Genomic DNA, 25,062 nt, shown 5'->3' with positions numbered 1-25,062 from the left:
TCCCCGCGGCGGGCTGGAATCGGGTCCGGCTGGCAGGAGGGGGCGGTTTCAGAGGTCTTTGGGGAAGCCGATCCGCGACTGGATGTAGGGCAGCCACTCCGCCGCCCTGCCGAGTTCGCCGGGGTTGCACCGGCTGCAACCGACACAGGCCAGGGCATCGTTGTTTTTTTGATACTTCACGCAGGATTCGGAGGTGATCCGGGCTGCCATCCTCCGGCAGTCGACCATGATGTGGGTTTGCATGAAGACATCGGATTCAAGAGATTCGGCCATATCATCACCTCGATGACACTGCTCTCATGGCTCTTGGCACTCCAGTGACCGTACCTATTCTATAGCACATGCCGATCCGTTTGCAAGGGGAGATGCGGGGCGGGGGGGACGGTCAAAACGTCCGTTATCCCATCGCCTTGCGGATCATCTGGCTGAGTTTGAGCAGGTTGAACGGTTTCTGCAGGTAGTGGAGCGAGGCCTCCGGTATCCCCTTGGCGGAGATGACGTCGGCGGTGTAGCCCGACATGAAGAGCGCCGGGGTGTCGGGGCGCAGCTCCCGAATCCGGTCGCACATCTCCTTGCCGTTCATCCCCGGCATGATGATATCGGTCAGGATCAGGTCGATGTCGCCCAGGTCGCCCCCGGTGCACAGCTCGATGGCCTCCCCGGGTGATTTGGCTATGACGGCGCGGTAGCCCAGGGTGTCCAGCATCTTCGCCGCCAGGTCGCACAGCGCCTCCTCGTCCTCCACCAGCAGGACGGTGCCGCTGCCGGGGGCCGCGCGGCGCTCGTCCCCCGGGGGCTCGGAACCGGTCCCTTCCCGCGCCATGCGGGGGAAAAAGATGTTGAAGGTGGTGCCGAAGCCGACCTCGCTGTGCACGGTGATGAACCCCTTGTTCCGGGACACGATGCCGAAGATGGTCGCCAGCCCGAGTCCGGTCCCCTTGCCGACCTCTTTGGTGGTGAAGAAGGGCTCGAAGATGTGCCCCAGGGTCTCCCCATCCATGCCGCAGCCGGTGTCCCCCACCGACAGCCGCACGTAATCGCCGGCCCGGGCCGAGGCGATCCCCTGGCAGGCGGCCTCGTCCAGGGACGCGTTCCCGGTCTCGATGCTGAACAGGCCGCCGTCGGGCATGGCATCCCGGGCATTGACCGCCAGGTTCATGATGATCTGGTCGATCTGCGTCGGGTCGAGCAGGGCCGGCCAGATATCCTCCGCCGGCCTGAATTCGAACCTGATGTCCTCGCCGATGAGCCGCCCCAGGCCCTTGCAGGTATCGGCGATGATGGCGTTGATGTTGACCGTGCGCGGCGAGATCACGTCGCTGCGGGAGAAGGCGAGGAGCTGGCGGACGATCTCGCAGGAATGGTTGGCCGCCTTCTGCATCTCCTCCAGGTAGTGGGTCTGGTTGTCGCTCAGGGGATTCGGCTGCAACTTCAGCAGGTCGGCGTAGCCCATGATGATGGAGAGCTTGTTGTTGATGTCGTGGGCGACCCCACCGGCAAGCCTGCCCACCGCTTCCATCTTCTGGGCCTGGTTGAATTGCTTCTGGAGCGCCTCCCGCTCCTGCTCCCCCTTCATCTGCCGGCAGATCTTCCAGGCGGAATCCAGCAGCACGCGCAGGTGAAGCACGTCCGCCTGGTCGTAATCCCCGGCCTTGTTGGCGACGCAGACCACCGCCGCGATCTCCTGCCCGCCGAAGACCGGGACCGACAGGAACCGCTCCAGGGGGATGTGCCCGGCCGGGCACCCCTTTTTCAGCGGATCAGGGCTTTCATAGCTGTTCACGATGACCGGCTGCCGTTGGCGCAGCGCCTCGCCCCACAGGCCGGCTTCCTCGAGCGCCGAGGGCATCCGCTGCCCCGTGGCGCCGCACGCCTTCACCGCGTCCCGCGACCACGCCGTATGGATGAATTCGCGGCGGGCCTCGTCATAGACGAAGATGAAGCCGAACCTGCTGGCGGTGAGCCCCAGGGCCTCCTCCAGGGCATAGTCGAGAAAGCCCTGGATGGAGTCGCAGCGGTATTGCAGGATCCGCACCAGGCTCTCCAGGCGCTGGAAGTTGAGGCCCATCTGGAATTGCGCGTTACGAAGCTCCGTGATGTCGGTGATCACGATGATGATGGCCAGGAGGCTGCCGTCGTCGCCCAGGTGCCGCTTGGCATTCAGGTATCCCCAGAAGTCGCCCCCCTCCCTCTTCAGGTAGTGGCGTTTTTCCGCGATGGCCTCCACGTCGCCCCGCATCAGCCTGTCGAGCAACTCATCGGAGATCGGGCGCTCATCCGGGTGCACATGGTCGTCGTACCGGGAGCCCGCCATCTCCCCATGCTCGAAGCCGTAGAGCCGGCTCGCGCACTGGTTGGCAAAGGTGATGACGCCGTTGGCGTCGAGCATGACGATGCCGGCCTGGGCCGCATCGAAGATGATGCGCAGCTTGTCTTCCGCCTGCCGGTGCTCGACAATCTCCTCCTCCAACTGGTATGCCTGCTCCTGCAACGCCTCCTGGGCCGCTTGCCGCTCCGCGATTTCCTCTTCCAGTTGGGACGCCTGCTCCTGCAAGGCCTCCTGAGCCGTTTGCCGTTCGGCGATCTCCTCCTCCAGTTGGATGTTCTGGTCGTGGAGGCACTCCTGCTTCCGGGCCAGTTTTTCCGCCATCTCATCGAATGCCTGGGCCAAGCTGCCGATCTCGTCCGTCCCCGGGGCCATGGCCCGGGCGCCCAGGTTGCCGCCGGCGATCTCCTTCACCACCCCCAGGAGCCTGTCGATGGGCCTGGTGATGAGGAGGTGCAGGAGAAACGACAGCACCAGCGCAAAGAGGAAGAGAATCGCGCCCAGTTTGGCGGCGCTCCGGTACGCCTCGTGCCGGAGGTGATTGACCTGGCCGGAAAAGTCATAGCCCACGAACAGGATGCCGGTATGCTGCGGCCTGATCTCCCCGGCCCGCATGCCGAGGGTCACGGGGTAGTAGCCGTGGAGGTGATCGGTCGTTCCCGGGTAGAGCGTGCCCTGGTGGAGGGATATGGCCTTGTCGGCAAGCCCTCGGTCGTAATGGGGGATGGCGGCGGCGTCCCCGTTCACCCATTCCTGGCGGCTGGCGATGAGCACCCGGTGGTCGGCACCCACCAGAGCCAGGGCGACTACCTGGGGGGAAAGGGCCGCATAGGAGAGCCGTTGCGCCGCCTCCCCCTGTTCGCCCTGCATCAGGCTGTCCGAGAGGAGGTCCTGGAGCTGGTTCATCTGGGTGTGGGCCGTTTCGGTCAGGGAGCCGATGATCGCCCGCTTTCCTTCCCGGATGCGGTCGAGGGTGAGAACGAGGATCAGCAGGAGGGTTACGGTGAAAACGATGCCCGGAACGAGGAGGCGCAGGCGGTAGCGGGGACGGACCATGCTAGGGTCTCCTGACGACGAGCCGGGCGGGATCGACCGGCCGGTCCAGCAGGTTTCCCCGCAGCATGACGTCGGCAAGCCGCTGGGCCGGCGGCAGCAGGGCGCCGGACAGGAGCCGTTTGTTTTCGTCCCTGTCCGGGATGACGATCCCGTCGAGCGTCGCCTTGAACTGGGCCGCCGTCAGGCCTTCGCGTTTCCCCATGAGCCGGGCGGCATCGGCCGGGTTGGTGCGCAGGTACTCCAGCGCCTTGAACCACCCCTCCTCCAGCGTCTTCACCTGGCCGGGCCGCGATTGCAGCATATCGGCGCACACCACGACCACATCGATGACCTCGTTCGGAATCCGGCGGCTGTCGAAGATGCTGTGCGCCCCCAGGGCCACGAGCCGCGTCCTGGCCGGCTCGAAGGTGACCACCGCGTCGATTTCGCCCGCGCTGTAGGCGTGTTCGTGCTCCTGCACCGGAACCGGCACAATGGTCACATCCCGGGGGGGGAGGCCGGCCTGGTCCAGAGCCCGGGTCAGGACATAGGCGCCAAGGGCCATGGATTCGACGCCGACCCGTTTTCCCTTCAGGTCGCGGATGGTCTTGATGGCGGGACGGGCCATGATGGCGTCGGCGCCGTGGGAGATATCCGCGACCAGCAGTATCCGCACGTCGATCCCGTCCCGCACCAGCAGGAGCGCCTCGTCCAGGGTCAGGGCGGCGACGTCCACGGCGTGGTTGCGGAACGCCTTCAACACATCGGTCGAGGTGGTCATCTCGTGGAAACGCACCGCGGAGTCCGGGTAATAGCCCAGGGAACGGGCCAGGTAGAGCGGCTCGTAGCCGGGCCAGACATTGGTCGCGACCTGCAGGGGGGCGGGGGCCTCCCGGCTGCACCCCGCCATGCCGAAGAGCCACGGCAGGCAGAGCCAGGCGCACACCATGATTCGAACAACCGATATGTGCCTCATGGGCAGCCTCGTACCATTTTCCGCCCCTGCCATACACCGTGGTCAGGGGGGCGTGGAGGGGAGGGAGGTGAAGATTTTTTAAGGTCGGCCGAAATTGTGTACAGTATACAGCAAATCAGGGAATTGTGAAGTCTTTTCAGGTGCCTTTTACGGTCCGGCACCCCGCCCGGCCCTTCCGTTCCGGGACGGTGCCGAGGGTGCAACGCGCTATTTTTCAACGTTTTTAATTGGTCTCTTTTGCACATTGCTCTTGAAATGGGGATTTGCGTAGGGTAGAAGAGATAGCGCACCATGCCCGCACGCGCCCCGTGCCTCAGATACCGGACAAGGGGCGCGGCCATTTCCCCCTTGGGGTGGAATGCCGGCATGCACCCACTCATCTTCTCAAGGGACTCTCTATGAAAGCCGATATCTACCATCTGGTGACCGTCAACGACGGCACGTCGGACAACGCCGCCATCGTGCAGATCTTTTCCGACATGGCGGCGAACAGGCTGAAACGCGACTTCTCGCTGCTGAACTATTACGACGAGGTGCCGGTGAGCTATGGCTCGACCATCGTCGGGGTGGAGGGCGACAGCGTGGAGCTCAAGGTCCATGAGCACCAGGCGCTGATCCTGAAACAGGACAACAACGCGCTCATAAAATGCCCCCACTTTCACAACGATCTGGGGGTGCATTGCTATGCCTCCTATGTCAACGTCGCCAAGAAGACCGTTATCCTGCACAAATTCAGCTATGCGCAGATCCGGGCGGAACGGCGGGAGGCGGTCCGGGTCCGGGTCCGCGATCCGTTGCCGGTGAAATTCACCTACGGCGACGTCGTGATCGAAGGGAACCTGGTGGATATCTCGGGAAGCGGTGTCTCGATCCATGCCGATCCGGTCCCGGCGACGGATACCGACCAGGGGGGGGTGCTGCATCTCGCACTCGCCGGGACCGCTCTGAAGATCCCGGGAACGTTCGTCAGGGCCACGGCTGACGGGAACGGCGGCACTACCTGTATCTTTCAGATAAAGCCCGACCCCAGGGCCGACACGATCATCGGCCGCTTCATCTACCAGCGCCAGGTTGAAATCATCCAGCAACTCAAGGATGAAGTGGCGGTGGAATAACATGAAATTCAGATTCTGCGCCGTACTCCTCATCGCCCTTTTCGTGGCGGGCGCCGGGTTCGCCCCGGCGGCCCCGGCACCGGCGGCCGTTGAAAATTGGGCCTATACCTACCCCGATGCCGCCTTCGAACTCTGGTCGTGGTCCCGGGACAACCCCGCGGCAGCCCGTACGTTTTCCCGGTGGGATGCCGTCAATCACGAGCGTTCCAGGATGATCGTCACCTGGGCCATCGCCCACCCCGGCAAGGGGATCGAGCTGTTCCTGGAAAGCCACCCCTACTGGGCGGACGTGGAGCAGCTGGCGGGGCGGTACCGTCCCGCCGCCAGGACGCTTTTGGCGTGGTGCCGTCATTATCCCGGGGCGGCCAGGGCGTTGATGAAATCCGCCCCCAAGAGCCGTGTCCGGGCGGCAACGCCACCGTCCAGACCCGCAGCACCCCCGGAAGGGGCTTCCGAACCAGACCCGCAAGAATGAAAAGGGGAGAATGGGCAAGCCTCCGGGGGCCCCATGGAAAAGGCCCCGGATCGCTCCGGGGCTTCCTGGTTTCGGTGCGATTGCCGCCAGCCTCAGACTTTTGTGACGTTGGCGGCTTGCAGCCCTTTCGGGCCCTTGCCGGCGTCTAGCGCGACTCCCCCCCGTAAAAAAAAGAGTTGACTGGTCAGTCAAATGGGATTACGGTAAAACCATAGCTTGATGAGGAGCTATACAATGAAAACGACGCAACCGGATACCAAAACGAAATTGATCGAAGCCGCCATGGAGCTCATCTGGAAAGGGAGCTACGGTTCGGTCAGCGTTGACGACATCTGCCGGGCCGCCGATGTGAAGAAGGGGAGCTTCTACCACTTCTTCCCCTCCAAGGTGGACCTGGCCATCGCCGTCATGGAGGAATCCTATACGCTCTTGCAGCCGGAGCTGGACAGCATCTTTTCACCGGGCACCGAGCCCCTGGCCCGTTTCGAGCGCCTGGCCGACGCCATCTACGAATTCCAGGCCCAGACCGCCGTCAAATACCATCAGGTGTGCGGCTGTCCCTTCACGTCCCTGGGCTCGGAGATGGCCGGGCAGGAGGCCGGTATCCGCGCCAAGTTCGCCGATATCGCCCACCGCAGGGAACGGTATTACGTGAATGCCTTGCGGGACCTGGTGGCGGCGGGGCAGTTGCCGGAGACCACCGATGTCCAGGTCAAGGCCCAGGAGATTTATGCCTATATCGTCGGCCAACTGGTGATCGCCCGCATCGAGAACGATCTGGAACTCCTGAAACGGGATCTGAAACCGGGGCTGCTGAAGATACTGGGAGCGGGGAACAGGACCGAAAAAGCCGCCTGAGGCGGCCCGGTCCGCTCTTTTACAACTAGATACGCCGTTTCGTCGCACCACTGCCGCTTCCCAGCGGCATTTTTTGACGCCGCTATTGACTGACCGGTCAACTAGTGACCGGGGGAAAGATCTTGATGGGTTAGGGGAACGGGGAAGAAACAGCAGACGAAACGGCAGCAAAATCATACCGACAGACACTCGCGGGGCGGCGCAACCGGCCGCCCCGGACAGCAAGGAGAAAAGCCATGGAACATCTGACAAACATGATCAGGAAACGCGCCGTCCTCGTGGGGATCGGCGCGATAATCGCCCTCGGCGGGGCCGGAGTGGCCGCCTACCACATGGCCGCGAACGTGAACGCCCAGCCGACCGCCGCGGCCCCGCCGCCCCCCCAGGTGGGCGTGGTGACCGTCAAGCCGCAGAACGTGCGCATCTGGTCCGAATTTTCCGGGCGGATGCGGGCCGTGGATTTCGCCGAACTGCGCCCCGAGGTGAGCGGGCGCATCACCGGGGTCCGCTTCAAGGAGGGGCAGATCGTGAAGGCGGGCGAGGTGCTGTTCGTCATCGACCCGCGCCCCTATGAGGCGGCCGTGGCCAAGGCCGAGGCCAATCTGGTCACGGCCCGGACCAACGCCGGGTTCGCCAGGACCGAGCGGGAGCGGGCCGCCAACATGGTGCAGACCCAGGCCATCGCCCAGCGCCTCTACGACGAACGGGCCAATGCCGACCGGGTCGCCCGGGCCGCCATCCAGGTGGCCGAGGCGGAGCTGAAACAGGCCCGCATCGACCTGGACCACGCCTACGTCAAGGCCCCCATCGGGGGGCGGGTCAGCCGCGCCGAGATCACCCTGGGCAACCGGGTGCAGGCGGGGGCGGGCGCGCCGCTGTTGACCTCCATCGTGTCCAACGACGGGATCTACGCCGATTTCGAGGTGGATGAGCAGACCTACATGAGCAGCATCCGGGCCCATGCCGACACCCCGGCCAAGGAACGCCAGGTGCGCGTCGAGGTGACGGTGCAGGGGGACGAAGCCCATCCCTATCAGGGCACGATCCAGAGCTTCGACAACCGCATCGACCCCGCCTCGGGCACTATCCGGGCGCGGGCCCGCTTCGACAACAAAAACGGCGCCCTGGTGCCCGGCATGTTCGTGGCGGTCCGCCTGGCCAGCAGCAGCGAGAACGCCGCGCTGCTGGTGCCGGAACGGGCCGTCGGCACCGACCAGAGCAAGCGGTTCGTCTACGTGGTGGGGGACAACGGCAAGGTCGCCTACCGGGAGGTCAGGCTCGGCCAGCAGGCCAGGGGCGAGCGGATCGTGCTCGCCGGGGTGCGGCCGGGGGACCGGGTGATCGTTGACGGGCTACAGCACGTGCGGCCGGATAGCACGGTGCGCGTCCAGGAGGTCGCCCAAGCCCAGCAACAGGAGCCGGACCGGCTGGCGGCAAAGTAACATCTCTCTCTTTTTCCTCCCCTCCTAGTTTAGGAGGGGCCGGGGGTGGTAGCCTTTGCTCTCTCAGGTAATCCTCAACCACCCCCTGACCCCCTCCTTATCAAGGAGGGGGGACCGTACGAAGTAAGTGTTGTTACGAGGCACGAGCCCGCAACTACAGGATTGAATCCGGAAAGAATGCGCCATGAACCTATCCAAATTTTTCATCGACCGGCCGATCTTCGCCGGCGTGATCTCGGTCGCCATCCTGTTGGCCGGCCTGATCTCCATGTTCCTGTTGCCGATCTCGGAATACCCCGAGGTCGTGCCCCCTTCGGTCATCGTCAAGGCCCAGTTTCCCGGGGCCAACCCCAAGGTGATCGCCGAAACCGTCGCCACCCCGCTGGAGGAGCAGATCAACGGCGTGGAGAGCATGCTCTACATGTTCTCCCAGGCCGCCAGCGACGGCACCCTGACCCTCACGGTCAGCTTCAAGCTCGGCACCGACCCGGACCTGGCGACGCAGCTGGTGCAGAACCGGGTCAACCAGGCCCTGCCGCGCCTGCCGGAGGTCACCCGCCAGTTGGGGGTGACCACGGTGAAAAGCTCCCCCGACCTGACCATGGTGGTGCACCTGAATTCGCCCAACGAGCGCTACGACATGCTCTACCTGCGCAACTACGCCCTGTTGAACGTCAAGGACCAGTTGGCCAAGATCCCGGGCATCGGCAGCGTGCAGCTGTTCGGCTCCGGCGATTACGCCATGCGCCTCTGGCTTGACCCGCAGAAGGTGGCGGAGCACGCCATGACCGCAGCCGAGGTGGTCGCCGCCGTGCGCCGCCAGAACGTGCAGGTGGCGGCCGGGGTCATCGGCGGCCCCCCCTACAAGCAAGGGGTCGAACTGCAACTGCCGGTCAACGCCCAGGGGAGGCTGACGAATGCCGACGAGTTCGGCGAGATCATCATCAAACGCAACAACGGCGTGGTCACGCGGCTGAAGGACGTGGCGCGCATCGAGGTGGACGCGGCGGAATACGGGCTCCGCTCCCTCTTGAACAACAAGCCGGCCGTGGCCATCCCCATCTTCCAGACCCCCGGTTCCAACGCCATCGCCATCTCGGACCAGGTGCGCAGCACCATGGCCCAGTTGAAGAAGAACTTCCCGGCCGGGCTTGACTACAGCATCGTCTACGACCCGACCATCTTCGTGCGCGGCTCCATCGAGGCGGTCGTGCACACCCTTCTGGAGGCGGTGGCCCTGGTGGTCCTGGTGGTGATCCTGTTCCTCCAAACCTGGCGGGCCTCCATCATCCCGCTGTTGGCCGTGCCGGTCTCCATCATCGGCACCTTCGGGGTCATGCACGTCTTCGGCTTTTCCATCAACGCCCTCTCCCTGTTCGGCCTGGTCCTGGCCATCGGCATCGTGGTGGACGACGCCATCGTGGTGGTGGAGAACGTGGAGCGCAGCATCGAGAACGGCCTGGCCCCCCGGGAGGCGACCATCAAGGCCATGGGCGAGGTCACCCGGCCGATCATCGCCATCGCCCTGGTGCTGTGCGCCGTGTTCGTGCCCATCGCCTTCATCAGCGGCCTGACCGGCCAGTTCTACCGGCAGTTTGCCCTGACCATCGCCTTCTCCACCGTGATCTCGGCCTTCAACTCCCTGACCCTGTCGCCTGCCCTCGCCGCCATCCTGCTCAAGGCCCACGACGCGCCCAAGGACCGGCTGACCCGGTGGATGGACAAACTCTTCGGCCCGGTGTTCCGGGGGTTCAACCGGTTCTTCCACGCCAGCTCCCACGGGTACAGCACTGGCGTGACCGGCATCCTGGGGCGCAAATCCGCCGCGCTTCTGGTGTACGCGCTCCTCCTGGGGGCCACCTACGCAGGCTTCCGGCACGTGCCCCCCGGCTTCGTGCCGACCCAGGACAAGCAGTACCTGGTGAGCTTCGCCCAGCTCCCGGACGGCTCCACCCTGGACCGCACGGAGGGGGTCATCCGGGCCATGTCCGACATCGCCCTGAAGGAACCGGGGGTGGAGAGCGCCATAGCCTTCCCCGGCCTCTCCATCAACGGCTTCATCAACAGCCCCACGGCGGGCATCGTCTTTGTCTCGCTCAAGCCGTTCGAGGAGCGCAAATCCAAGGAACTGTCCGGTTTCGCCATCTCCGAGAAGCTGCAACAGAAGTTCAGCGGGGTGAACGGGGCCTTCATCGCCATCTTCCCGCCCCCGCCGGTGCAGGGGCTCGGCACCATCGGCGGCTTCAAGCTCCAGGTGGAGGACCGCACCGACCAGGGGTACGAGGCGCTGGACCGGACCATGAAGGCGGTGCAGGCCCAGGCGGCCAAAACGCCGGAACTGGCGCGGGTCTTCACCAGCTACAAGATCAGCGCGCCCCAGCTCTACGCCGACCTGGACCGCACCAAGGCCGCCCAGCTCGGGGTGGATGTGCAGGACGTGTTCGACGCCATGCAGATCTACTTGGGGTCGCTCTACGTCAACGACTTCAATAAATTCGGCCGCACCTACCAGGTCATCGCCCAGGCCGACAAGCAGTTCCGCTCCAAGCCGAGCGATATCCTGAAACTCCAGGCCAAGAACTTCGAGGGGCGCATGGTGCCGCTCGGCGCCATCGTCCAGGTGTCCGAGACCACCGGGCCGGACAGCGCCATGCGCTACAACGCCTTCCGCTCCGCCGACCTGAACGGCGCCCCGGCCCCCGGCTACTCCACCGGCCAGGCCCAGGCGGCCATCACCCGGGTCCTTGGTGCCACCCTGCCCAAGGGGATGGGCTTCGAGTGGACCGAGCTGACCTACCAGCAGATCCTCTCGGGCAACACGGCCCTCCTGGTGTTCCCGCTCTGCGTGCTGCTGGTCTTCCTGGTCCTGTCGGCCCAGTATGAGAGCCTGTTCCTCCCCATGGCCATCATCCTCATCGTGCCCATGTGCCTGCTGTCGGCCATCACCGGGGTCTGGCTCACCCACGGCGACAACAACCTGTTCACCCAGATCGGCCTGTTCGTCCTCATCGGCCTGGCGTGCAAGAACGCCATCCTGATCGTGGAATACGCCCGTGAACTGGAGCTGGGGGGGCAGACCACCACGGCCGCCGCCATCGAGGCCGCGCGCCTCAGGCTGCGGCCGATCCTCATGACCTCCTTCGCCTTCATCATGGGCGTGGTGCCCCTGGTGTTCTCGTCCGGGGCGGGCGCGGAGATGCGCCACGCCATGGGGATCGCCGTCTTCTCCGGCATGCTGGGGGTCACCTTCTTCGGCCTGTTCCTGACGCCGGTCTTCTATGTGCTGATGCGCACCCTGGAAAAACGCATCACGAAAACGGAAGAGGTACACCACCATGTCTAAGCTCAAACCAACTGCCATACTACTGTCGGCCCTGCTGGCCGTCCTGCTGCTGGCGGCGTGCAGCGGCCCCCTGGGGCCCCAATCCTCCGGGATCGCCGCCCCATCGTTCTGGAACCGCCTGACCGGGAAGGCCGGGGCGACGGACCCGAACGCTCCCCTGATCGTTACCCCGGAAGCCGAGGTGGACCACGCCTGGTGGACCCGCTTCGGCGACCCGACCCTGGACGCCCTGGTGGCCGAGGCCCTGGCCAACAACAAGACCCTCCTGATCGCCAAGGCCCGGGTGGAAGAGGCGCGGGCCGGACGGAGCGCCGCCCGGTCGCGGCTCTTTCCCCAGGTGAACGGGGTCGCCGCCGCCCAGCGCGGCAACCAGGGGTTTGCCACCAACAATCAGACCGTCTGGATCGCCGGGGCCGATGTGGAGGCCTCGTGGGAGATCGACCTGTTCGGCCGCAACCGGGCCCGCACGGCCGAGGCGGCGGCCCTCCTGGAGTCCAGCGAGGCGGGCAGCCAGGCGGTCCGGGTCGGCCTTCTGGCCGAGGTGGCCCGCAATTACTTCGACCTGCGCAACTATGAGCGCCAGCTCCAGTTGACCCGGCGGAACCTCAAGACCCAGCAGAAGACCCTGGAACTGGTGAAGGCGCAGGTGCAGGGGGCCATGGCCAGCGACTTCGACGTGCAGCGCGCCGCGGCGCAGGTCTCGGCCACCGAGGCGCTCATCCCTTCCCTGGAGACCGCCTACGACGCCGCCATGAACCGCCTGAACGTGCTGATGGGCTCTCCGCCGGGGACGAGGGACGCCCTGCTCGCCACCGCCCGTGAACTGAAACCCCTGGACCACCGGATCCTGCTTGCGGCCCCGGCCAAGGTCCTGGCGGCGCGGCCCGACATCCGGGCCGCCGAGCGCCGCTTTGCCGCCGCCATCTCGGCCAGGTCCGCCGCCCGTGCGGAACTGTTTCCCGACATCTCCCTGACCGCCCTGTTCGGCGTCCAGACCGCGACCCCCTTCGGCTCCACCCCCTGGGGGATCGGTGTCAATCTCGTGCAGCCGCTCCTCAATTTCGGCCGGATCGAGGCGCAGATCGACGCGGCGGACGCGCAACAGAAACAGGCGTTCCTGGGGTATCAGCAGACCGTGCTGGAGGCGCTGGAGAACATGGAAAACGCCCTGTCCGGCTATCTGCACGAGACCGCGCGCAACGCCGCGCTTACCACCGGGGTGGGGCAGAACCGCCGCGCGGCCGACCTGGCCATGCAACAGTACATCAACGGCTACACCGGCCTGTTGGACGTGCTGGTGGCCGTGCGCAACCTGCTCGATTCCGAGGCCGCTCTGGCAGCCTCCGACGCCGGCCTGCGCAACGACTTGGTCAATATCTACGCCGCCGCCGGGGGCGGGTGGCGGGAATAGGCCGGCTGCTCAGGGAAGCAGAGCTGCCGGAACCATCCCCGGAAACAGCTTCATGTGCAGCGGCATGAACCGCTTTTTTTTGCAGGAGATTGTCAGAGGTAACGGGGAGTGTTCAGCGGTTGGGGCGTCGGCGCCGGTCGGATGGACCGGCGTCTCGGGATGAAAAAAGGGCGGGACGGAAGAAACCAACTATTCCGATGATGCTCGCGGTTGCGGGGGTGCGTTTCGATCAGAACCGTTCGTCGATCTCGCGCGGGGGCTTCGTGTCCGGGCGCTCCGCGTCGAAGTATTCGTTGGACAGCAACGCCGCCGTTTCCCGCGCCAGCTCGGCGATGTCGCTATGCCAGGCCGTAACCGCGTTTGTGGAGGTGCTGACGATATACCAGTCGCCCAGGTTCGACTTGTCGCTCTCGCTGCGGGACTTCACCAGGCGATGTTTGCCCTTGGTCAGTACCCGGTTGATCCTCCGTACCAGTTCCTTCGTCTCCACCGCCACTTTGAAATCGCTCATGTTCACCTCACTGATTACAGTATGCCAAACCGTAAACAAAGCCAAGCTAATACGTTGCGTGAAGCCGGGGCGGGCTCTCCGGGCCGGCCCCGGTCGCTTGGCGATTACGTCCCCCGTGATTGACGCTTGTGCCGGCACATGGTAAGCTTTGTCCCGATTGCGCGTTGTAACTCTCACTACCGATAAAGCCTAACCCTTCGCGAGGAGGGGGCGGAAAGCTACGGGTCTCCGTAATGCCTTGCGACTAAGCGCGCCGGGCATCGGGGAGACGGCCGGGTTGCCGAAGGATCTGTTTCTGTGCGCGGCCCGGCTTTTTTGCGCCCGGATTCCGGGAACGCCGCCGGATTCCCGGCGGCGCGGCGCTCCCTACTTTCACGCGAGGCAACCATGGCAAAGGGGTATCAGGCCCACAAGGTACGTGAGGAAACTATCGCCGTCTTCGGCAAGTCCATCGGCAAGCGGGCCGGTTTCAAATGCGAATGGTGCGGCGGCAAGGCCGATCTGCGGGTTTGGGACTACAAGCCGGAGATCGAGCCCAACATGGACACCCTGGCCCTGCTGTGCGGGCGGTGCCGCGAACTGGCCGCCGGCAGGCCGGCCGATGGGAATGAACTGCGCTCGCTGCGCAACGCCCTGTGGAACAACATCCCCTCGGTTGCCGAAGGGGTCGCGCGGGTGCTCGCCCGCTGCAAGGAATCCTGGGTGCGGGAAGCGATCGAGGAAAGCTACATCGACGACGGCGTCAAGGAAGAATTGATCGGCCAGACCGTGCGCTAAGGGCGGGCATCCGGGATCATCCGTGCTGCATGGGGCCTCCGGGGCCCATGGGACCCCCACGTCACAGGAAACCATCACCCATGTTCCTCCCCGCCATTCCCTGCCGTTGCAAACCCAATGAGCAGATGGTGCCGGCGTTGTTCCAAACACGGATAGTGGGACCCCTGTATCATAATGGGACAAACGGGGGCACACGGAGGCGGTCCGTGTGCCTTTTCTCGTGCAAAATCGGGTGGTTGACTGAATAATCGCTGTTTGTTACTTTTTTTAACGGATCAGGGGAATGTGGTAATAATTTTAACATAGCGGAATTGCGGTTGAACTGGGTATTTTGTGGGGTAAGACGGACGGTAGTTCTCGCGAAATGCGTGTATTTTTGCGTGGTTGGCGGGACGGCTGCCGGGAATGGCCCGGGGGCCGAACGGGCTGGGGGATGGAGAGGAAAATGGCTCCTTGTCCCGGGGTGACCCCGTATCGTTCTTCCGGGACAGGCTTTCCCCAGCCGCCTGTGGAAAAGCTTGGGGAGTAGTGTGGTAAGGTGTTGATTTTGTGACGCTCCGGTTACTTTGCCGGATTTTTTGGCAGGGGGGCTGTCAAGGAAAAAACACCCCAACACCCATAAAAAATGACCGTTCGGAGATAGAAGAATAAACCCGGATAGTTGACCCGCACCGCCGCCGGGATGGTGTGCGGGAGAGGAAAAACGGTTCGGCCGGGGCTGGGGATGCTACGGAAAAACAGGGGTGTGCCATGAAAAAGATCGGTATTATCGGCGGGCTCGGCCCGGAATCGACCATCGACTACTATAAACGGATCATCGAGGCGCTCCGGTCCGCAGGAAGCCTGGCGGCCCCGGAGATTATCGTCTACAGCGTCGATATCGAGGAGGTGCTTGGTCTGGTCGCCCGGCAGGAGTGGGATCTCCTGACCGCTCTCCTGGTGGCGCGGATCGAGGCGCTGCACCGGGCCGGCGCTGATTTCGCCGCGATCTCGGCCAATACGCCCCATATCGTCTTCGACCGGGTCCGGGCGCAAGCGCCCATCCCCCTGGTGAGCATCGTCACCGCGACCCTTGACGCGGCACGGGCCGCGGGGTTGCGGCGGGTCGGCCTCCTGGGGACGCTTTTTACGATGCAGGCCAACTTCTTTGCCCCGCCGTTTGCCGACCAGGGGATCTCGGTCGTCGTGCCTGCGGCGGCCGACCAGGGGTATATCCACGAAAAGCTGATGTCCGAGATCGAGCTGGGGATCATCCGGGACGAGACCCGTGAGGGGCTTTTGGCGGTTATCGGGCGCATGGCCGCCCGGGAGGGGATCGACGGGGTGATCCTCGGCTGCACCGAGCTGCCGCTGATCCTGGAACAGAGCCCATCGGGCATCCCGCTCCTGAACACGACCGCCATCCATGTGGAGGGCATTGTGGATTACGCGCGGGGGTAGGGCGTTCCCGTTCCCCGGGGCGAGGGCACAGAGAGCGGGCCGGGTTCCGAATGGTGCGTACCATTCAAAACCCGGCCCCGTGGGATGGCGCGGTCATCTGCGCTGCGAACTCTTTCAGCCGCGGCTCGCTTAATGGTTCATGCGCCTTTTCCCGAAAACCGCCAGGCAGAACAACCCGCCGCCCAGGAGCAGAATCGTGACCTGCTCCGGTACCGGAGGGGGAGGCGCGCTGTTGGGTTCGCTGGAATCCGTGCCGTACTGGAAGCTCACATTGGTAAACAGGCTGCCAAGATCGCCGGCAAAACTGCCCGGTCCGTTTAATGTGAATGTCGCGGAGGTATCCCCGGCCGGGGTGATGCCGTATCGCAGGCCGCCCACTGCCGCGGGGCCCTGCAGATTCGGCCCGTTAACGTTCGGCTGGCCAAAGGCGTCAAGCCCGGCACGGGTGAATGCCCAACCGCCTGTGGCGGTCACCATAGCCAACAGTAATGCGATCACTAGCCTTTTCATAATGTTTCACCTCCTTTCCCAGGCTCGATTCACTGGATATCAATTTGTGTGCCTGAAATTATGCTGCATAATATCGCTATGTTGGCCGTTGGGCTCCGCGAGGTGTAAAGAAGGTGGAACAGGGCAATCAGGGCTGGTCCGGCAATCCATAATGAATGCGGCAGGTTGATTTTTGCCCGGGATCCGACACGCCGCCACACCCGTCGGGTTATTTTACAAAAAAGGATTTTTTAATGTTGAGCGCACGCATTTTTTAATAATTTTTCATGTTTTTTTGTTCATGTAATGCGCCGGCAGGCGCACGGGGGGGCACCGCCTCGTCGGCCTGCCGCCACGGGCCGGCCGCGGATAATCCTTTGAAAACTGGAAAGGTGCGGGGCTGGATGGTACAATAGTTCAGTCCGACCTTTCGCGACCCCGAACCACACCTGGGAGGCACTATGAAACGCCTGCATGTATCCGCACTATTCCTGGTCCTGCTCCTCTGCATATCCCCCCTGGCCGCCCATGGCGGCTTCTTCGACGATCTGACCCACGGGTTGGGGCTTTCCGGCTCCTCCGGCGCAGGCCTGGACGATTCCACCATCGTCAGGGGGCTGAAGGAGGCGCTTGCCACCGGCACGACCAAGGCGGTCACGGCGGTGGGGCAGCGGGACGGTTACTTCAACAACGCCGCGATCAAGATCCTCGTGCCCGAGAAGATCCGCACCGCCACCGACCTGCTGGGCAAGTTCGGGTTCCAGGCCCAGGTGGACGACTTCGTCCTCAGCATGAACCGGGCCGCGGAACAGGCGGCGCCCAAGGCCACGGAGTATTTCGTCTCCGCGCTCAAGGAGATGACCTTCGACGACGCCCGGAAGATCCTCCAGGGGGGTAACACCTCGGCGACCGACTATTTCCGGCAGAAGACCGGCGACCGGATCTATGGCGCGTTCAAGCCGGTGGTCGCGTCGAGCATGAAGGATGTGGGCGTGGCCCGCAGCTACAACCAGATGATGGGCAAGGTGGAGTCCATCCCCTTTGCCGGGGCGACGGTCGGTGGGTTCGATCTGGACCACTACGTCGCCACCAAGGCGGTGGACGGCCTCTTCACCATGCTGGGCGAGGAAGAGAAGAAGATCAGGACCAACCCGGCGGCGCGGGGGACCGAGTTGCTGAAGAAGGTGTTCGGGAGGTAGGGGCGAGCGGTTGTTGCGTTGCGGCGACATGAAAGGGTAACATGCCCCCCCCGATACCCTCTGGAGTAACTAGTGGCAAACACCGACTACGTGCGGGAAAACCGGATCACCCAAGAGCTTGCCCGCGACTGTAGCAGACGGCGAAAATACGTGGCATATATCGGCCTCCCCCTGGCGCTCGCGGCCTCGGCGCTGTATCCCGCAGGGGTTCTCCTCTGGTTCGGGATGGTGGGCATCCTCCTGCTGGCCGCCGGATACCGGGATCGCTCCAGGGTATCCGGTGCCGCCGGCGAGAACTATTCCCTCGGCATCCTGAAACAACTCCCCGACACCTACACCATCTTCTATCAGGTCTGTCTCCCGGACCCCCGGTCGTCAACGGGCGAACGGGAGCTGGATTTCATCGTCTGCGGTCCCAACGGCGTTTTCGTGGTCGAATCCAAAAGCCATAACGGCGTGCTGGAAGGCGGCCCTGACGACCGCCGCTGGACCATCCACAAGGTCGGGCGGGGCGGCACGGCGTACCGCGATACGGTGCGCAATCCCATCAAGCAGGTGCGGCAGCAGGTACACCTGCTCTCGGCCTATCTGAAGGACCACGGGGTGCGCGTCTGGGTGACCGGCGCGGTCGCCCTGTCCCGCGACAACAGCCTGGAGCGGGTCGACGGCGGGGGCATTCCCATTATCCCGTCAACGGACCTGACGGCGTTCCTCCTTGCCCACCGGCCGGACCAATCACCCCGGGAAAGCCACATCGCGCAATCCATCCGGGCCATCGCCGCCTTGGTCGGTTGATGCCCGCCGCCGGGCTCTCCGGGGGCGCCTTTTCAGCGGATTTTTGTAACAAAAGAGCGGGAAGAAACGTCTTATAGAGTAAGGGGGGAAGAACCCGGCATCGAAGGAGGTGCCACATGAAAAGGCTACTGCTTCTGATCGCCGTCTCGCTCCTGGTGACGGGCTGTGTTGCCGTCCCGGTGTACGATGGCGCCTATTATCATCCCTATTACGGCTATTACGGCGACTATTACGGCCCGTATCCCTACGGCTATTGGGGCTCGGACTTCGTGTTCATTACCGGTGGCCACGGCGGGCGCGGCTTCCATGGCCGGGACGTTTTCTACGGCAGGGGCTACTTCCGCGGCGGCGACGGCGGATTCCGTGGCGGCGGTTTCGTTCGCGGTGGCGGGTTCCGTGGCGGTGGCAGGCGTTAAGAGTGTGGTCTGCGGTTGACAACGCCGGTGCCGGGCAGGAGGATGGCGAGGGATGGCAGGGAAGCGGGGCGCGGACCGGAGGGCTCGTATGGAGCCTTGGGCTGCCGCCCTCGTGAAAACATATTTATGTATCAAAATGATGCAATCGAAGGCATCCGGGCAGGTTTCGGGTGCCTTTTTTAATGTGAAAACAGGGGAATAGGGGCACTGACCCTGAAATGTTAATAAGATTAACACGTTGGTTTTTAATTGAAATTCGATTTTCCGTGGGGTAGAACGTGTAAAGGGAGTGCGTCGGTACTCCCCCATTCTCTGTCGAATGAAAACCAGCCCCTTGCGGGGCGTCATCACACTGGAGATACTATGAAACAATCACTTGGCGCAAAGACACTGCTTTTTCCCACCCCCGTACTCATGGTCGGAACCTATGACAAGGCAGGCAAGCCGAACATCATGACCGCCGCGTGGGGCGGCGTGTGCTGTTCCGAGCCCCCCTGCATCGCCGTATCCCTGCGCAAGTCCCGGCACTCCTACGACAGTATTGTGGAGCGCAAGGCGTTCACCGTGGGGATTGCCAACGGGGCGTACATGGCGGAAGCCGACTATGCCGGGATGGCCTCGGGGCGCAGCGCGGACAAGTTCGGCGTGACCGGGTTGACCGTGGTGAGGAGCGACGTGGTGGATGCCCCCTATGCGGAGGAGTACCCGCTTGTCCTGGAGTGCCGGCTGGTGCATACCTTCGATCTGGGGATACACACCCAGTTTGTCGGCGAGATTATCGATGTGAAGGCGGACCGGGATACCTTGGGCGAAGACGGTCTCCCCGACATCCTCAAGCTGCAGCCGCTCATCTACGATACCGCCCACAAGGGGTATCATGCCGTCGGGCCGCTGCTCGGGAAGGCTTACTCGGTCGGGCGGAAGTTTATGTGAGGGTGGGGGAGATGTAGTCTGGGCAGGGTTCAAAGCTTATGTGGTTGTGTTGTAAATTTGAAAATTGCGGACGTAACCCCTATGGGCTTTCCTTTGTGTCACCAAGGTACCACGTATATTCAATTTGCGTGGTAATTGTTCCTTAATCGCTGAGTCTAATGCGTAAAAGTTTTAAATAAAGCCTAAAGGGGCTCTTATCGTTATGCAGTCGAGGCCATATTTCGATAAATCTACAGCAGAAATAGAAGAACTTTATAATATAAATGTTAACAAAATGGCTGTATTGAAGGATTTATTATTGGAACTTCAGCACAGAGATAAACCTAAAGCAATGCACTTGCGTGAAGAAATTGCTACTGCAATTGATAAATGCAGACTGTCAACACCATTTTCATCGAACACACCAAAACCAACAACCTCCATGCCACAATTTCAACTAGAGCTACAGTCAGTGTCACCAACTATGCTACAGTCGGAATCTGAGCCATATGTAGCAGCGTCACCTTCTGAATCACAACAACAGCCAGTTGCTCTGTCTTCCACTGCACAGCCACAGCCAGATACAGCACCAGTGCCACAACCTAAACCACCATCCCCCCCAGTTGCTGCATCTGTTCCAACGCCACTCGATAAAGCACGAGCACACGTTGTCAACGTCATCGAATATCTATCCGCGCTCGCCAGAGTAAATTCAGTAGTGGTCAGAGATATCGATAATTATCAGAATATTTTTTGGTTCTCAGACATCCCAAGAAATGGAACAAACTGTTATTCAAGGACATGGGGAGCGGAAGAAAACACCCCTGATGACATTTGGCTTGAAGTAAAAAAAATGCCTGAGGCAGCACTGCCACCAGTGCCTAAAATCTGTGATCAGTGGGTCATTGAGTCTCAGTTACGGAAATTTGATTCACTGCCGTCACTTCAGCAATCCATTACCATAACTACCAAAGTTATTGATCCTGCCACAGGTGAGCAGCACGAAACTATTGAAACAAAGCGTCTATCCGATAACCCTGCGGTACAAACCTCTTGGGACGCCTATGTACAGCAGAAATGGCAACCTTGGGTGGTCATCTATAAAAAATACCTCGAAATTCAAAAGGTATTTGGAGCGCTATATGGAATTTACCAGGAACAGCAGCGGTTTGGTGAACAGTATGAATTAATCGTGGGACTGGGGTTGCTGACATGGCGGCAACCCAAAGGGCAGTCCGTGCGCAGGCATTTGGTAGTCGCCAAGGCATCACTTGAGTTCGAGGCCGCGATTGGTAGATTTGTTGTTAAGCCTGCGCCTGACGGTGATCAGGCAGAAGTCGAACTCGACATGCTTGAGTCAGATTGTTTTCCGGCCAATGCCTCGTCACTTGTGGCCGCAGGCAGACAATTAAGAGATAATTTTTGGGATAGAACTACCTCCAATTCAATTCTGTCGTCAATTTCAAACTCACTCGAAGAGCAAGGCAGAGGTATTTACAATGCTGATGCTGAACGCCCCTGTGGTGCCAATACCACCGAAGTTCCACTCATCGAATTTGCTCCCGCACTCATTCTACGAAAGCGGTCTCAAAAAGGTCTATTGAACATTCTTGCCGACATGCGCCGTCAGGTAGAGAGCGGCATGGAGATACCAGTACAATTCCTCGATCTTTGTGAGGCGGCGGACCCCGCTGATTTACAAGGAGAAATCTGTGAGCACGACACACCTCACGAACAAACACCTTACGTACATGATCATATCTATTTCCCGCTACAGGCGAATGAACAGCAGAGACAAATAATCTACAAATTTAACAAACAGCGGGGGGTGCTTGTTCAGGGTCCACCGGGAACCGGCAAATCACAGACCATCACGAATCTCATTTGCCATTTGCTGGCTACCGGCCAGAGAGTTCTCGTAACCGCCAAGACTACCCGGGCGCTGGAAGTATTGCATGAAAAAATTCCGCCGGCAGTTAGCCCATTGTGCATCAGCATGCTCGGGAGTGGGACTGATGAACGCGAATCGATGGAGCGCAGCGTCAACGGCATTCTGAACAACATAAACAGCCGTAATATCCCTGCAACTGCCAGGAAAATGGAAGAGCTTGAGCAAAAGCTGCATGATAGTAAAAAGGCTAAGGCGGAAGCTGAATATGCGCTGGTTGCTTTGCGGGAAAGGGAGACCTTTCAGCACTCTATCGCTGGCGGAACCTACACAGGAACTGCAGCCGCAATTGCTTCCAGTCTGTTGACCGATGAACCAGTTTATAACTGGCTTACTGATGAAATAACGGAAACTGATGACGCTCCGCTTTCGAGGTCTGAGATAGACGAATTGTCCGTTTTGTTGTTAGACATAAGCAACGAGATGGAGGTTGAGCTATCAAAATATTTTCCTGATCCTAATAAGGATCTACCTGATTGTGAGTATCTGCGCGGACTATGGCAGCAACTTACAGACTACGAATTGCTGGCGAAAGACAGCGAGGGAAGATTAAGGTCATTATCTGGGCAGGCCATTGCAAAGTCAGATCGGGAGCAGATTCTCGCACTGCATGATGCCATGAATCACTTGGTTGCAGAAATCCATAGTGTCAACCGCCGATCACAATCATGGGTTGGCGGAGCAGTTAAAGACGTGTTAGCTGACCTCGACACTCCTTGGAAACAATTGCACAAACTCACGACTGATCGCCTTGAAAATCTCAAAAAAATGGCAGATAAAACGCAATCATGTGTCGTAGAAATTCCTTCTGGAATAGATCAGATGCGTTTGAGTGGTGATGCCAAAAGCCTACTTACTCATTTTACATCAGGTGGCGGACTAAAGCAGTTTGGTCTGTTTGAACACCCGATGGTAAAGAAACATGGTGAAATGTTACGTCAGGTGAGGTTGAATGGCCAAGAATGTCTCAACAAGGATTTATTGCCCGATCTCATCGATTACTTGAGCGTAAAGTTTTTGCTTGCTGAAATATGGTCGCTTTGGGCTGGCAAGGCATCCAGTCAGCCGGAGATTCACCCGCTGATGCAGATAGCCGAAATTGAAGAGTTAATAGAAGCGCTTGATAATGTATTGGATTTGTACTCAAAAAGAGCGGATGTAATATCAGCAGTCGTTGCAATACCGGGACTGCCTCGCCCACAGTTTGAGGATGTTGATTCACTCGTGGAACTCATAAAAACCTGTCAAAACGTACTTGAACAAGCTGAACTAAAGCAATTGAAACAACAAGTTTTGAAAGAAGATGGTCGAGTAATGTCAGCTGTCTCACGCGCTAACGGTCATCCACTCTGTTCAGAAATCTACCATGCGGTCAAGGACCATGATCCTGACAGGTACTGTAAGGCCGTTAACAGTCTGCAAGGTCTGAGTACACAGCATGCGCGAGTTGTTACAAAGAAAAAATTCCTCAACGTATTGGCATCAAAAACCCCACGTTTTGCTTCTACCCTTTCTTCTCCGCATTCTAAACAGTTGGCAGTCCAGCAATTGGAAAAATTGGATAAAGCATGGGCATGGCGTCAAGCTACTGACTGGATGGTTAAATTCCAAAGGCAGGATGGCAGCGTTCTGGAAAGAAACATTCGACAGTATGAATTGACATATTCCAAAGCACTAGAAGAACTTGCTGCGCTTAAGGCTTGGACCCATTGTTTTGCTCGAATGACAAGAGAGCATCAACAACACTTGGTTTCCTGGCATCAGTCTATGCGTAGACTTGGCAAAGGCACTGGAAAACATGCGCATAAACATCGACTAGATGCCCAGCGAAGCCTCAACGAATGTAAAGGGGCTGTTCCTGCCTGGATAATGCCGCTTCACAGGATCTACGAAACAGTTGAAGCCGCACCTGGTTGTTTTGACGTTGTAATCGTGGATGAGGCTTCACAGTGCGGTTTTGAAGGATTGCCACTACTCTATCTTGCCAAAAAAATTATCGTGGTTGGTGATGAGAAGCAGATCAGTCCTGAAGCTGTTGGCACAGACAGAACGCACGTATTCAACCTTATGAAGGCACACCTGAGCGATTTTAAGCACAGCGCCTCCTTTGACATTGAAAACAGTCTATTTGCACATGGTCAGATCCGGTTTGGCAACAAAATCACCCTCTGTGAACACTTCAGGTGTGCCCCAGAAATTATCCGTTTTAGTAATGAACTTTGCTACACATCCGATCCTCTGATCCCATTGAAGCAAGTCCCTCCGAACCGTCTGGTACCGCTCAAGGCTGTGCATGTTCCTTCGGGATACAGAGAGGGAAGTGGGCAAACAATTGTTAACCGACCTGAAGCTGAAGCGATTGTTAAGCAGATAATTGCTTGCTGTAAAGACAATTGCTATGACGGGATGACGATGGGGGTCATTGTCTTACAAGGCGATGCCCAGTCAAAAGTCATTGAAGATATGCTCGTCAGGCAATTGGGTACGGAAGAAATGCAAGAGCGACGACTACTCTGCGGCAATCCGTACAGTTTCCAGGGTGATGAGCGGGATGTTATCTTTATGAGCATGGTGGCGGCGACCAATGAACGTATTGGTGCACTAGTTCAGGAAAAGGATACGCGAAGATTTAACGTCGCAGCAAGCAGAGCCAGAGAACAGATGTGGTTGTTTCACTCTGTGACCAGCAACGACTTGAGCAACAGATGTCTCCGTAAGCGATTACTCAATCACTTCTACGATACGACAGCGCCTCCTACAGTAGGGGGCATCTCAGTTGAAGATTTGAGACAGGCCGCGCATGTGGCTGATCGTTGGCGTGAAGAATCGCCAGCACCTTTTGATAGCTGGTTTGAAGTAGATGTTGCACTGCAAATTGCCGGTCGTGGCTATACTGTGGTTCCACAATTTGAGTTTGCAGGTAAAAAAATTGATCTTGTTGTCCAAGGCGGCAGCGCGCAACTCGCAGTCGAGTGCGATGGTGACCATTGGCACGGTCGAGATAAATTTGAAGATGACATGCAACGACAACGGATGCTGGAGCGCTGCAATTGGGTCTTTTTCAGGGTAAGGGAAAGCAACTACCGTATAGACAATGAAAAAGCGCTGGAACAGCTTTGGGGTATGCTTGAAGCAAGGGGGATTTACCCTCAAGGTGGTGAACAGCACACGAATTCTCCGAATGAAGCAGCCGAAGAGCCTATAGATGACAGTACAGAATCCAATCCACAGGACATCGATGATGTTGATTTGGAATCAGATGATGAGGGTGAGATTGATGACTCTGATGAAATTATTAGCGGCGGTCCACTTTCAATACAAAAAGTACTCAATTTAAAACCAGTTGAGTTGCGAAAACTAATACTTGAAGCCTTTAAAACGCTACCAAACAACTCCTGCGTGCGCAAAGCATTAACAACAATTATACTAAAAAAATGCTGCATTCTGACGAGAGGGACGCCACGAAAGGTTTTTGAGCGAAAAGTTGAACATCAGGTTGCAGCCATGATTAGAGATGGTCACTTGATTGCGTACAGAAGCAAAAATGAACGATTGAAGCTCGGGTGGGTTTTTACCACAAATGGGCAAGGATGA

At 60.0% G+C, this 25,062-nt stretch carries 18 protein-coding genes and 1 riboswitch; of the genes, 13 read left to right on the top strand and 5 right to left on the bottom strand.

What is annotated here, in order from left to right; genetic code table 11:
- Positions 1–48: 48 nt before the first annotated feature.
- The 3 genes from ET418_RS04310 to ET418_RS04300 all read right to left on the bottom strand — a co-directional run bounded on the left by ET418_RS04310 (position 49) and on the right by ET418_RS04300 (position 4,337).
- Positions 49–273, bottom strand: a complete 225-nt coding sequence (locus ET418_RS04310; protein ID WP_149306342.1) for a hypothetical protein — start codon at positions 271–273, stop codon at positions 49–51.
- Between the two features lie 124 nt (positions 274–397).
- A complete protein-coding gene (locus ET418_RS04305; RefSeq protein ID WP_149306341.1) occupies positions 398–3,382 on the bottom strand; it encodes a GAF domain-containing protein in 2,985 nt (994 codons plus the stop codon).
- 1 nt (position 3,383) lies between these two features.
- A complete protein-coding gene (locus tag ET418_RS04300) occupies positions 3,384–4,337 on the bottom strand; it encodes an ABC transporter substrate-binding protein (protein WP_188055269.1) in 954 nt (317 codons plus the stop codon).
- Positions 4,338–4,735: 398 nt separating this feature from the next.
- Between ET418_RS04300 and ET418_RS04295 the strand changes: the two genes are divergently transcribed.
- The 6 genes from ET418_RS04295 (at position 4,736) to ET418_RS04270 (ending at position 12,981) form a co-directional block, all read left to right on the top strand.
- On the top strand, positions 4,736–5,452 hold the full coding sequence (locus ET418_RS04295; RefSeq protein ID WP_149306339.1) for a PilZ domain-containing protein: 717 nt from the start codon (positions 4,736–4,738) through the stop codon (positions 5,450–5,452).
- A gap of 1 nt (position 5,453) precedes the next feature.
- Positions 5,454–5,927, top strand: coding sequence for a hypothetical protein (locus tag ET418_RS04290; protein ID WP_149306338.1), 474 nt, complete (start codon positions 5,454–5,456; stop codon positions 5,925–5,927).
- Positions 5,928–6,161: 234 nt separating this feature from the next.
- Positions 6,162–6,785: a TetR/AcrR family transcriptional regulator gene (locus tag ET418_RS04285; RefSeq protein WP_149306337.1), complete on the top strand. Its 624-nt coding sequence runs from the start codon at positions 6,162–6,164 to the stop codon at positions 6,783–6,785.
- Positions 6,786–7,021: 236 nt separating this feature from the next.
- Positions 7,022–8,227: an efflux RND transporter periplasmic adaptor subunit gene (locus tag ET418_RS04280; protein ID WP_218043362.1), complete on the top strand. Its 1,206-nt coding sequence runs from the start codon at positions 7,022–7,024 to the stop codon at positions 8,225–8,227.
- A gap of 184 nt (positions 8,228–8,411) precedes the next feature.
- On the top strand, positions 8,412–11,570 hold the full coding sequence (locus ET418_RS04275; RefSeq protein WP_149306336.1) for an efflux RND transporter permease subunit: 3,159 nt from the start codon (positions 8,412–8,414) through the stop codon (positions 11,568–11,570).
- Positions 11,563–12,981 carry an efflux transporter outer membrane subunit gene (locus ET418_RS04270; RefSeq protein ID WP_149306335.1) on the top strand — a complete coding sequence of 473 codons (1,419 nt, stop codon included), beginning with the start codon at positions 11,563–11,565 and terminating at the stop codon, positions 12,979–12,981. The genes ET418_RS04275 and ET418_RS04270 overlap by 8 nt, the downstream gene beginning before the upstream one ends.
- Before the next feature lie 229 nt (positions 12,982–13,210).
- On the opposite strand, the gene ET418_RS04265 is transcribed toward ET418_RS04270, so the two are convergent.
- Positions 13,211–13,492: a hypothetical protein gene (locus tag ET418_RS04265; RefSeq protein WP_149306334.1), complete on the bottom strand. Its 282-nt coding sequence runs from the start codon at positions 13,490–13,492 to the stop codon at positions 13,211–13,213.
- 177 nt (positions 13,493–13,669) lie between these two features.
- A riboswitch (cyclic di-GMP riboswitch) is annotated at positions 13,670–13,777 on the top strand.
- Between the two features lie 102 nt (positions 13,778–13,879).
- Between ET418_RS04265 and ET418_RS04260 the strand changes: the two genes are divergently transcribed.
- Together ET418_RS04260 and ET418_RS04255 are read left to right on the top strand one after the other, a co-directional pair.
- A complete protein-coding gene (locus tag ET418_RS04260) occupies positions 13,880–14,269 on the top strand; it encodes a hypothetical protein (protein WP_149306333.1) in 390 nt (129 codons plus the stop codon).
- A 750-nt stretch (positions 14,270–15,019) separates the two neighbouring features.
- On the top strand, positions 15,020–15,709 hold the full coding sequence (locus ET418_RS04255; RefSeq protein ID WP_149306332.1) for an aspartate/glutamate racemase family protein: 690 nt from the start codon (positions 15,020–15,022) through the stop codon (positions 15,707–15,709).
- Positions 15,710–15,838: 129 nt separating this feature from the next.
- Here ET418_RS04255 and ET418_RS04250 read toward each other — a convergent pair whose 3' ends face one another.
- Positions 15,839–16,219 carry a hypothetical protein gene (locus tag ET418_RS04250; protein ID WP_149306331.1) on the bottom strand — a complete coding sequence of 127 codons (381 nt, stop codon included), beginning with the start codon at positions 16,217–16,219 and terminating at the stop codon, positions 15,839–15,841.
- 440 nt (positions 16,220–16,659) lie between these two features.
- On the opposite strand from ET418_RS04250, the gene ET418_RS04245 reads away from it, so the two are divergent.
- The 5 genes from ET418_RS04245 to ET418_RS04225 all read left to right on the top strand — a co-directional run bounded on the left by ET418_RS04245 (position 16,660) and on the right by ET418_RS04225 (position 25,062).
- A complete protein-coding gene (locus ET418_RS04245; protein ID WP_149306330.1) occupies positions 16,660–17,397 on the top strand; it encodes a DUF4197 domain-containing protein in 738 nt (245 codons plus the stop codon).
- A gap of 72 nt (positions 17,398–17,469) precedes the next feature.
- Positions 17,470–18,192, top strand: coding sequence for a nuclease-related domain-containing protein (locus ET418_RS04240; RefSeq protein WP_149306329.1), 723 nt, complete (start codon positions 17,470–17,472; stop codon positions 18,190–18,192).
- 116 nt (positions 18,193–18,308) lie between these two features.
- Positions 18,309–18,608: a hypothetical protein gene (locus tag ET418_RS04235; protein WP_218043370.1), complete on the top strand. Its 300-nt coding sequence runs from the start codon at positions 18,309–18,311 to the stop codon at positions 18,606–18,608.
- A 363-nt stretch (positions 18,609–18,971) separates the two neighbouring features.
- The gene (locus tag ET418_RS04230; RefSeq protein WP_149306328.1) at positions 18,972–19,541 is read left to right on the top strand and encodes a flavin reductase family protein; all 570 of its coding nucleotides are present in this window, start codon (positions 18,972–18,974) and stop codon (positions 19,539–19,541) included.
- Positions 19,542–19,743: 202 nt separating this feature from the next.
- Complete coding sequence (locus ET418_RS04225) at positions 19,744–25,062, top strand: AAA domain-containing protein (protein ID WP_149306327.1); 5,319 nt, start codon at positions 19,744–19,746, stop codon at positions 25,060–25,062.

It is taken from the genome of Oryzomonas rubra, assembly GCF_008369015.1.
GTDB classification, from domain to species: domain Bacteria; phylum Desulfobacterota; class Desulfuromonadia; order Geobacterales; family Pseudopelobacteraceae; genus Oryzomonas; species Oryzomonas japonica.
The sequence above is the reverse complement of the archived record's forward strand: the minus strand, read 5'-3'. Positions and strand labels throughout refer to the sequence as shown.

Coding starts and splice junctions, on each gene's coding strand:
- ET418_RS04310 (WP_149306342.1), bottom strand. CDS start 273: ATGGCCGAATCTCTTGAATCCGATGTCTTCATGCAAACCCACATCATG.
- ET418_RS04305 (WP_149306341.1), bottom strand. CDS start 3,382: ATGGTCCGTCCCCGCTACCGCCTGCGCCTCCTCGTTCCGGGCATCGTT.
- ET418_RS04300 (WP_188055269.1), bottom strand. CDS start 4,337: ATGAGGCACATATCGGTTGTTCGAATCATGGTGTGCGCCTGGCTCTGC.
- ET418_RS04295 (WP_149306339.1), top strand. CDS start 4,736: ATGAAAGCCGATATCTACCATCTGGTGACCGTCAACGACGGCACGTCG.
- ET418_RS04290 (WP_149306338.1), top strand. CDS start 5,454: ATGAAATTCAGATTCTGCGCCGTACTCCTCATCGCCCTTTTCGTGGCG.
- ET418_RS04285 (WP_149306337.1), top strand. CDS start 6,162: ATGAAAACGACGCAACCGGATACCAAAACGAAATTGATCGAAGCCGCC.
- ET418_RS04280 (WP_218043362.1), top strand. CDS start 7,022: ATGGAACATCTGACAAACATGATCAGGAAACGCGCCGTCCTCGTGGGG.
- ET418_RS04275 (WP_149306336.1), top strand. CDS start 8,412: ATGAACCTATCCAAATTTTTCATCGACCGGCCGATCTTCGCCGGCGTG.
- ET418_RS04270 (WP_149306335.1), top strand. CDS start 11,563: ATGTCTAAGCTCAAACCAACTGCCATACTACTGTCGGCCCTGCTGGCC.
- ET418_RS04265 (WP_149306334.1), bottom strand. CDS start 13,492: ATGAGCGATTTCAAAGTGGCGGTGGAGACGAAGGAACTGGTACGGAGG.
- ET418_RS04260 (WP_149306333.1), top strand. CDS start 13,880: ATGGCAAAGGGGTATCAGGCCCACAAGGTACGTGAGGAAACTATCGCC.
- ET418_RS04255 (WP_149306332.1), top strand. CDS start 15,020: ATGAAAAAGATCGGTATTATCGGCGGGCTCGGCCCGGAATCGACCATC.
- ET418_RS04250 (WP_149306331.1), bottom strand. CDS start 16,219: ATGAAAAGGCTAGTGATCGCATTACTGTTGGCTATGGTGACCGCCACA.
- ET418_RS04245 (WP_149306330.1), top strand. CDS start 16,660: ATGAAACGCCTGCATGTATCCGCACTATTCCTGGTCCTGCTCCTCTGC.
- ET418_RS04235 (WP_218043370.1), top strand. CDS start 18,309: ATGAAAAGGCTACTGCTTCTGATCGCCGTCTCGCTCCTGGTGACGGGC.
- ET418_RS04230 (WP_149306328.1), top strand. CDS start 18,972: ATGAAACAATCACTTGGCGCAAAGACACTGCTTTTTCCCACCCCCGTA.
- ET418_RS04225 (WP_149306327.1), top strand. CDS start 19,744: ATGCAGTCGAGGCCATATTTCGATAAATCTACAGCAGAAATAGAAGAA.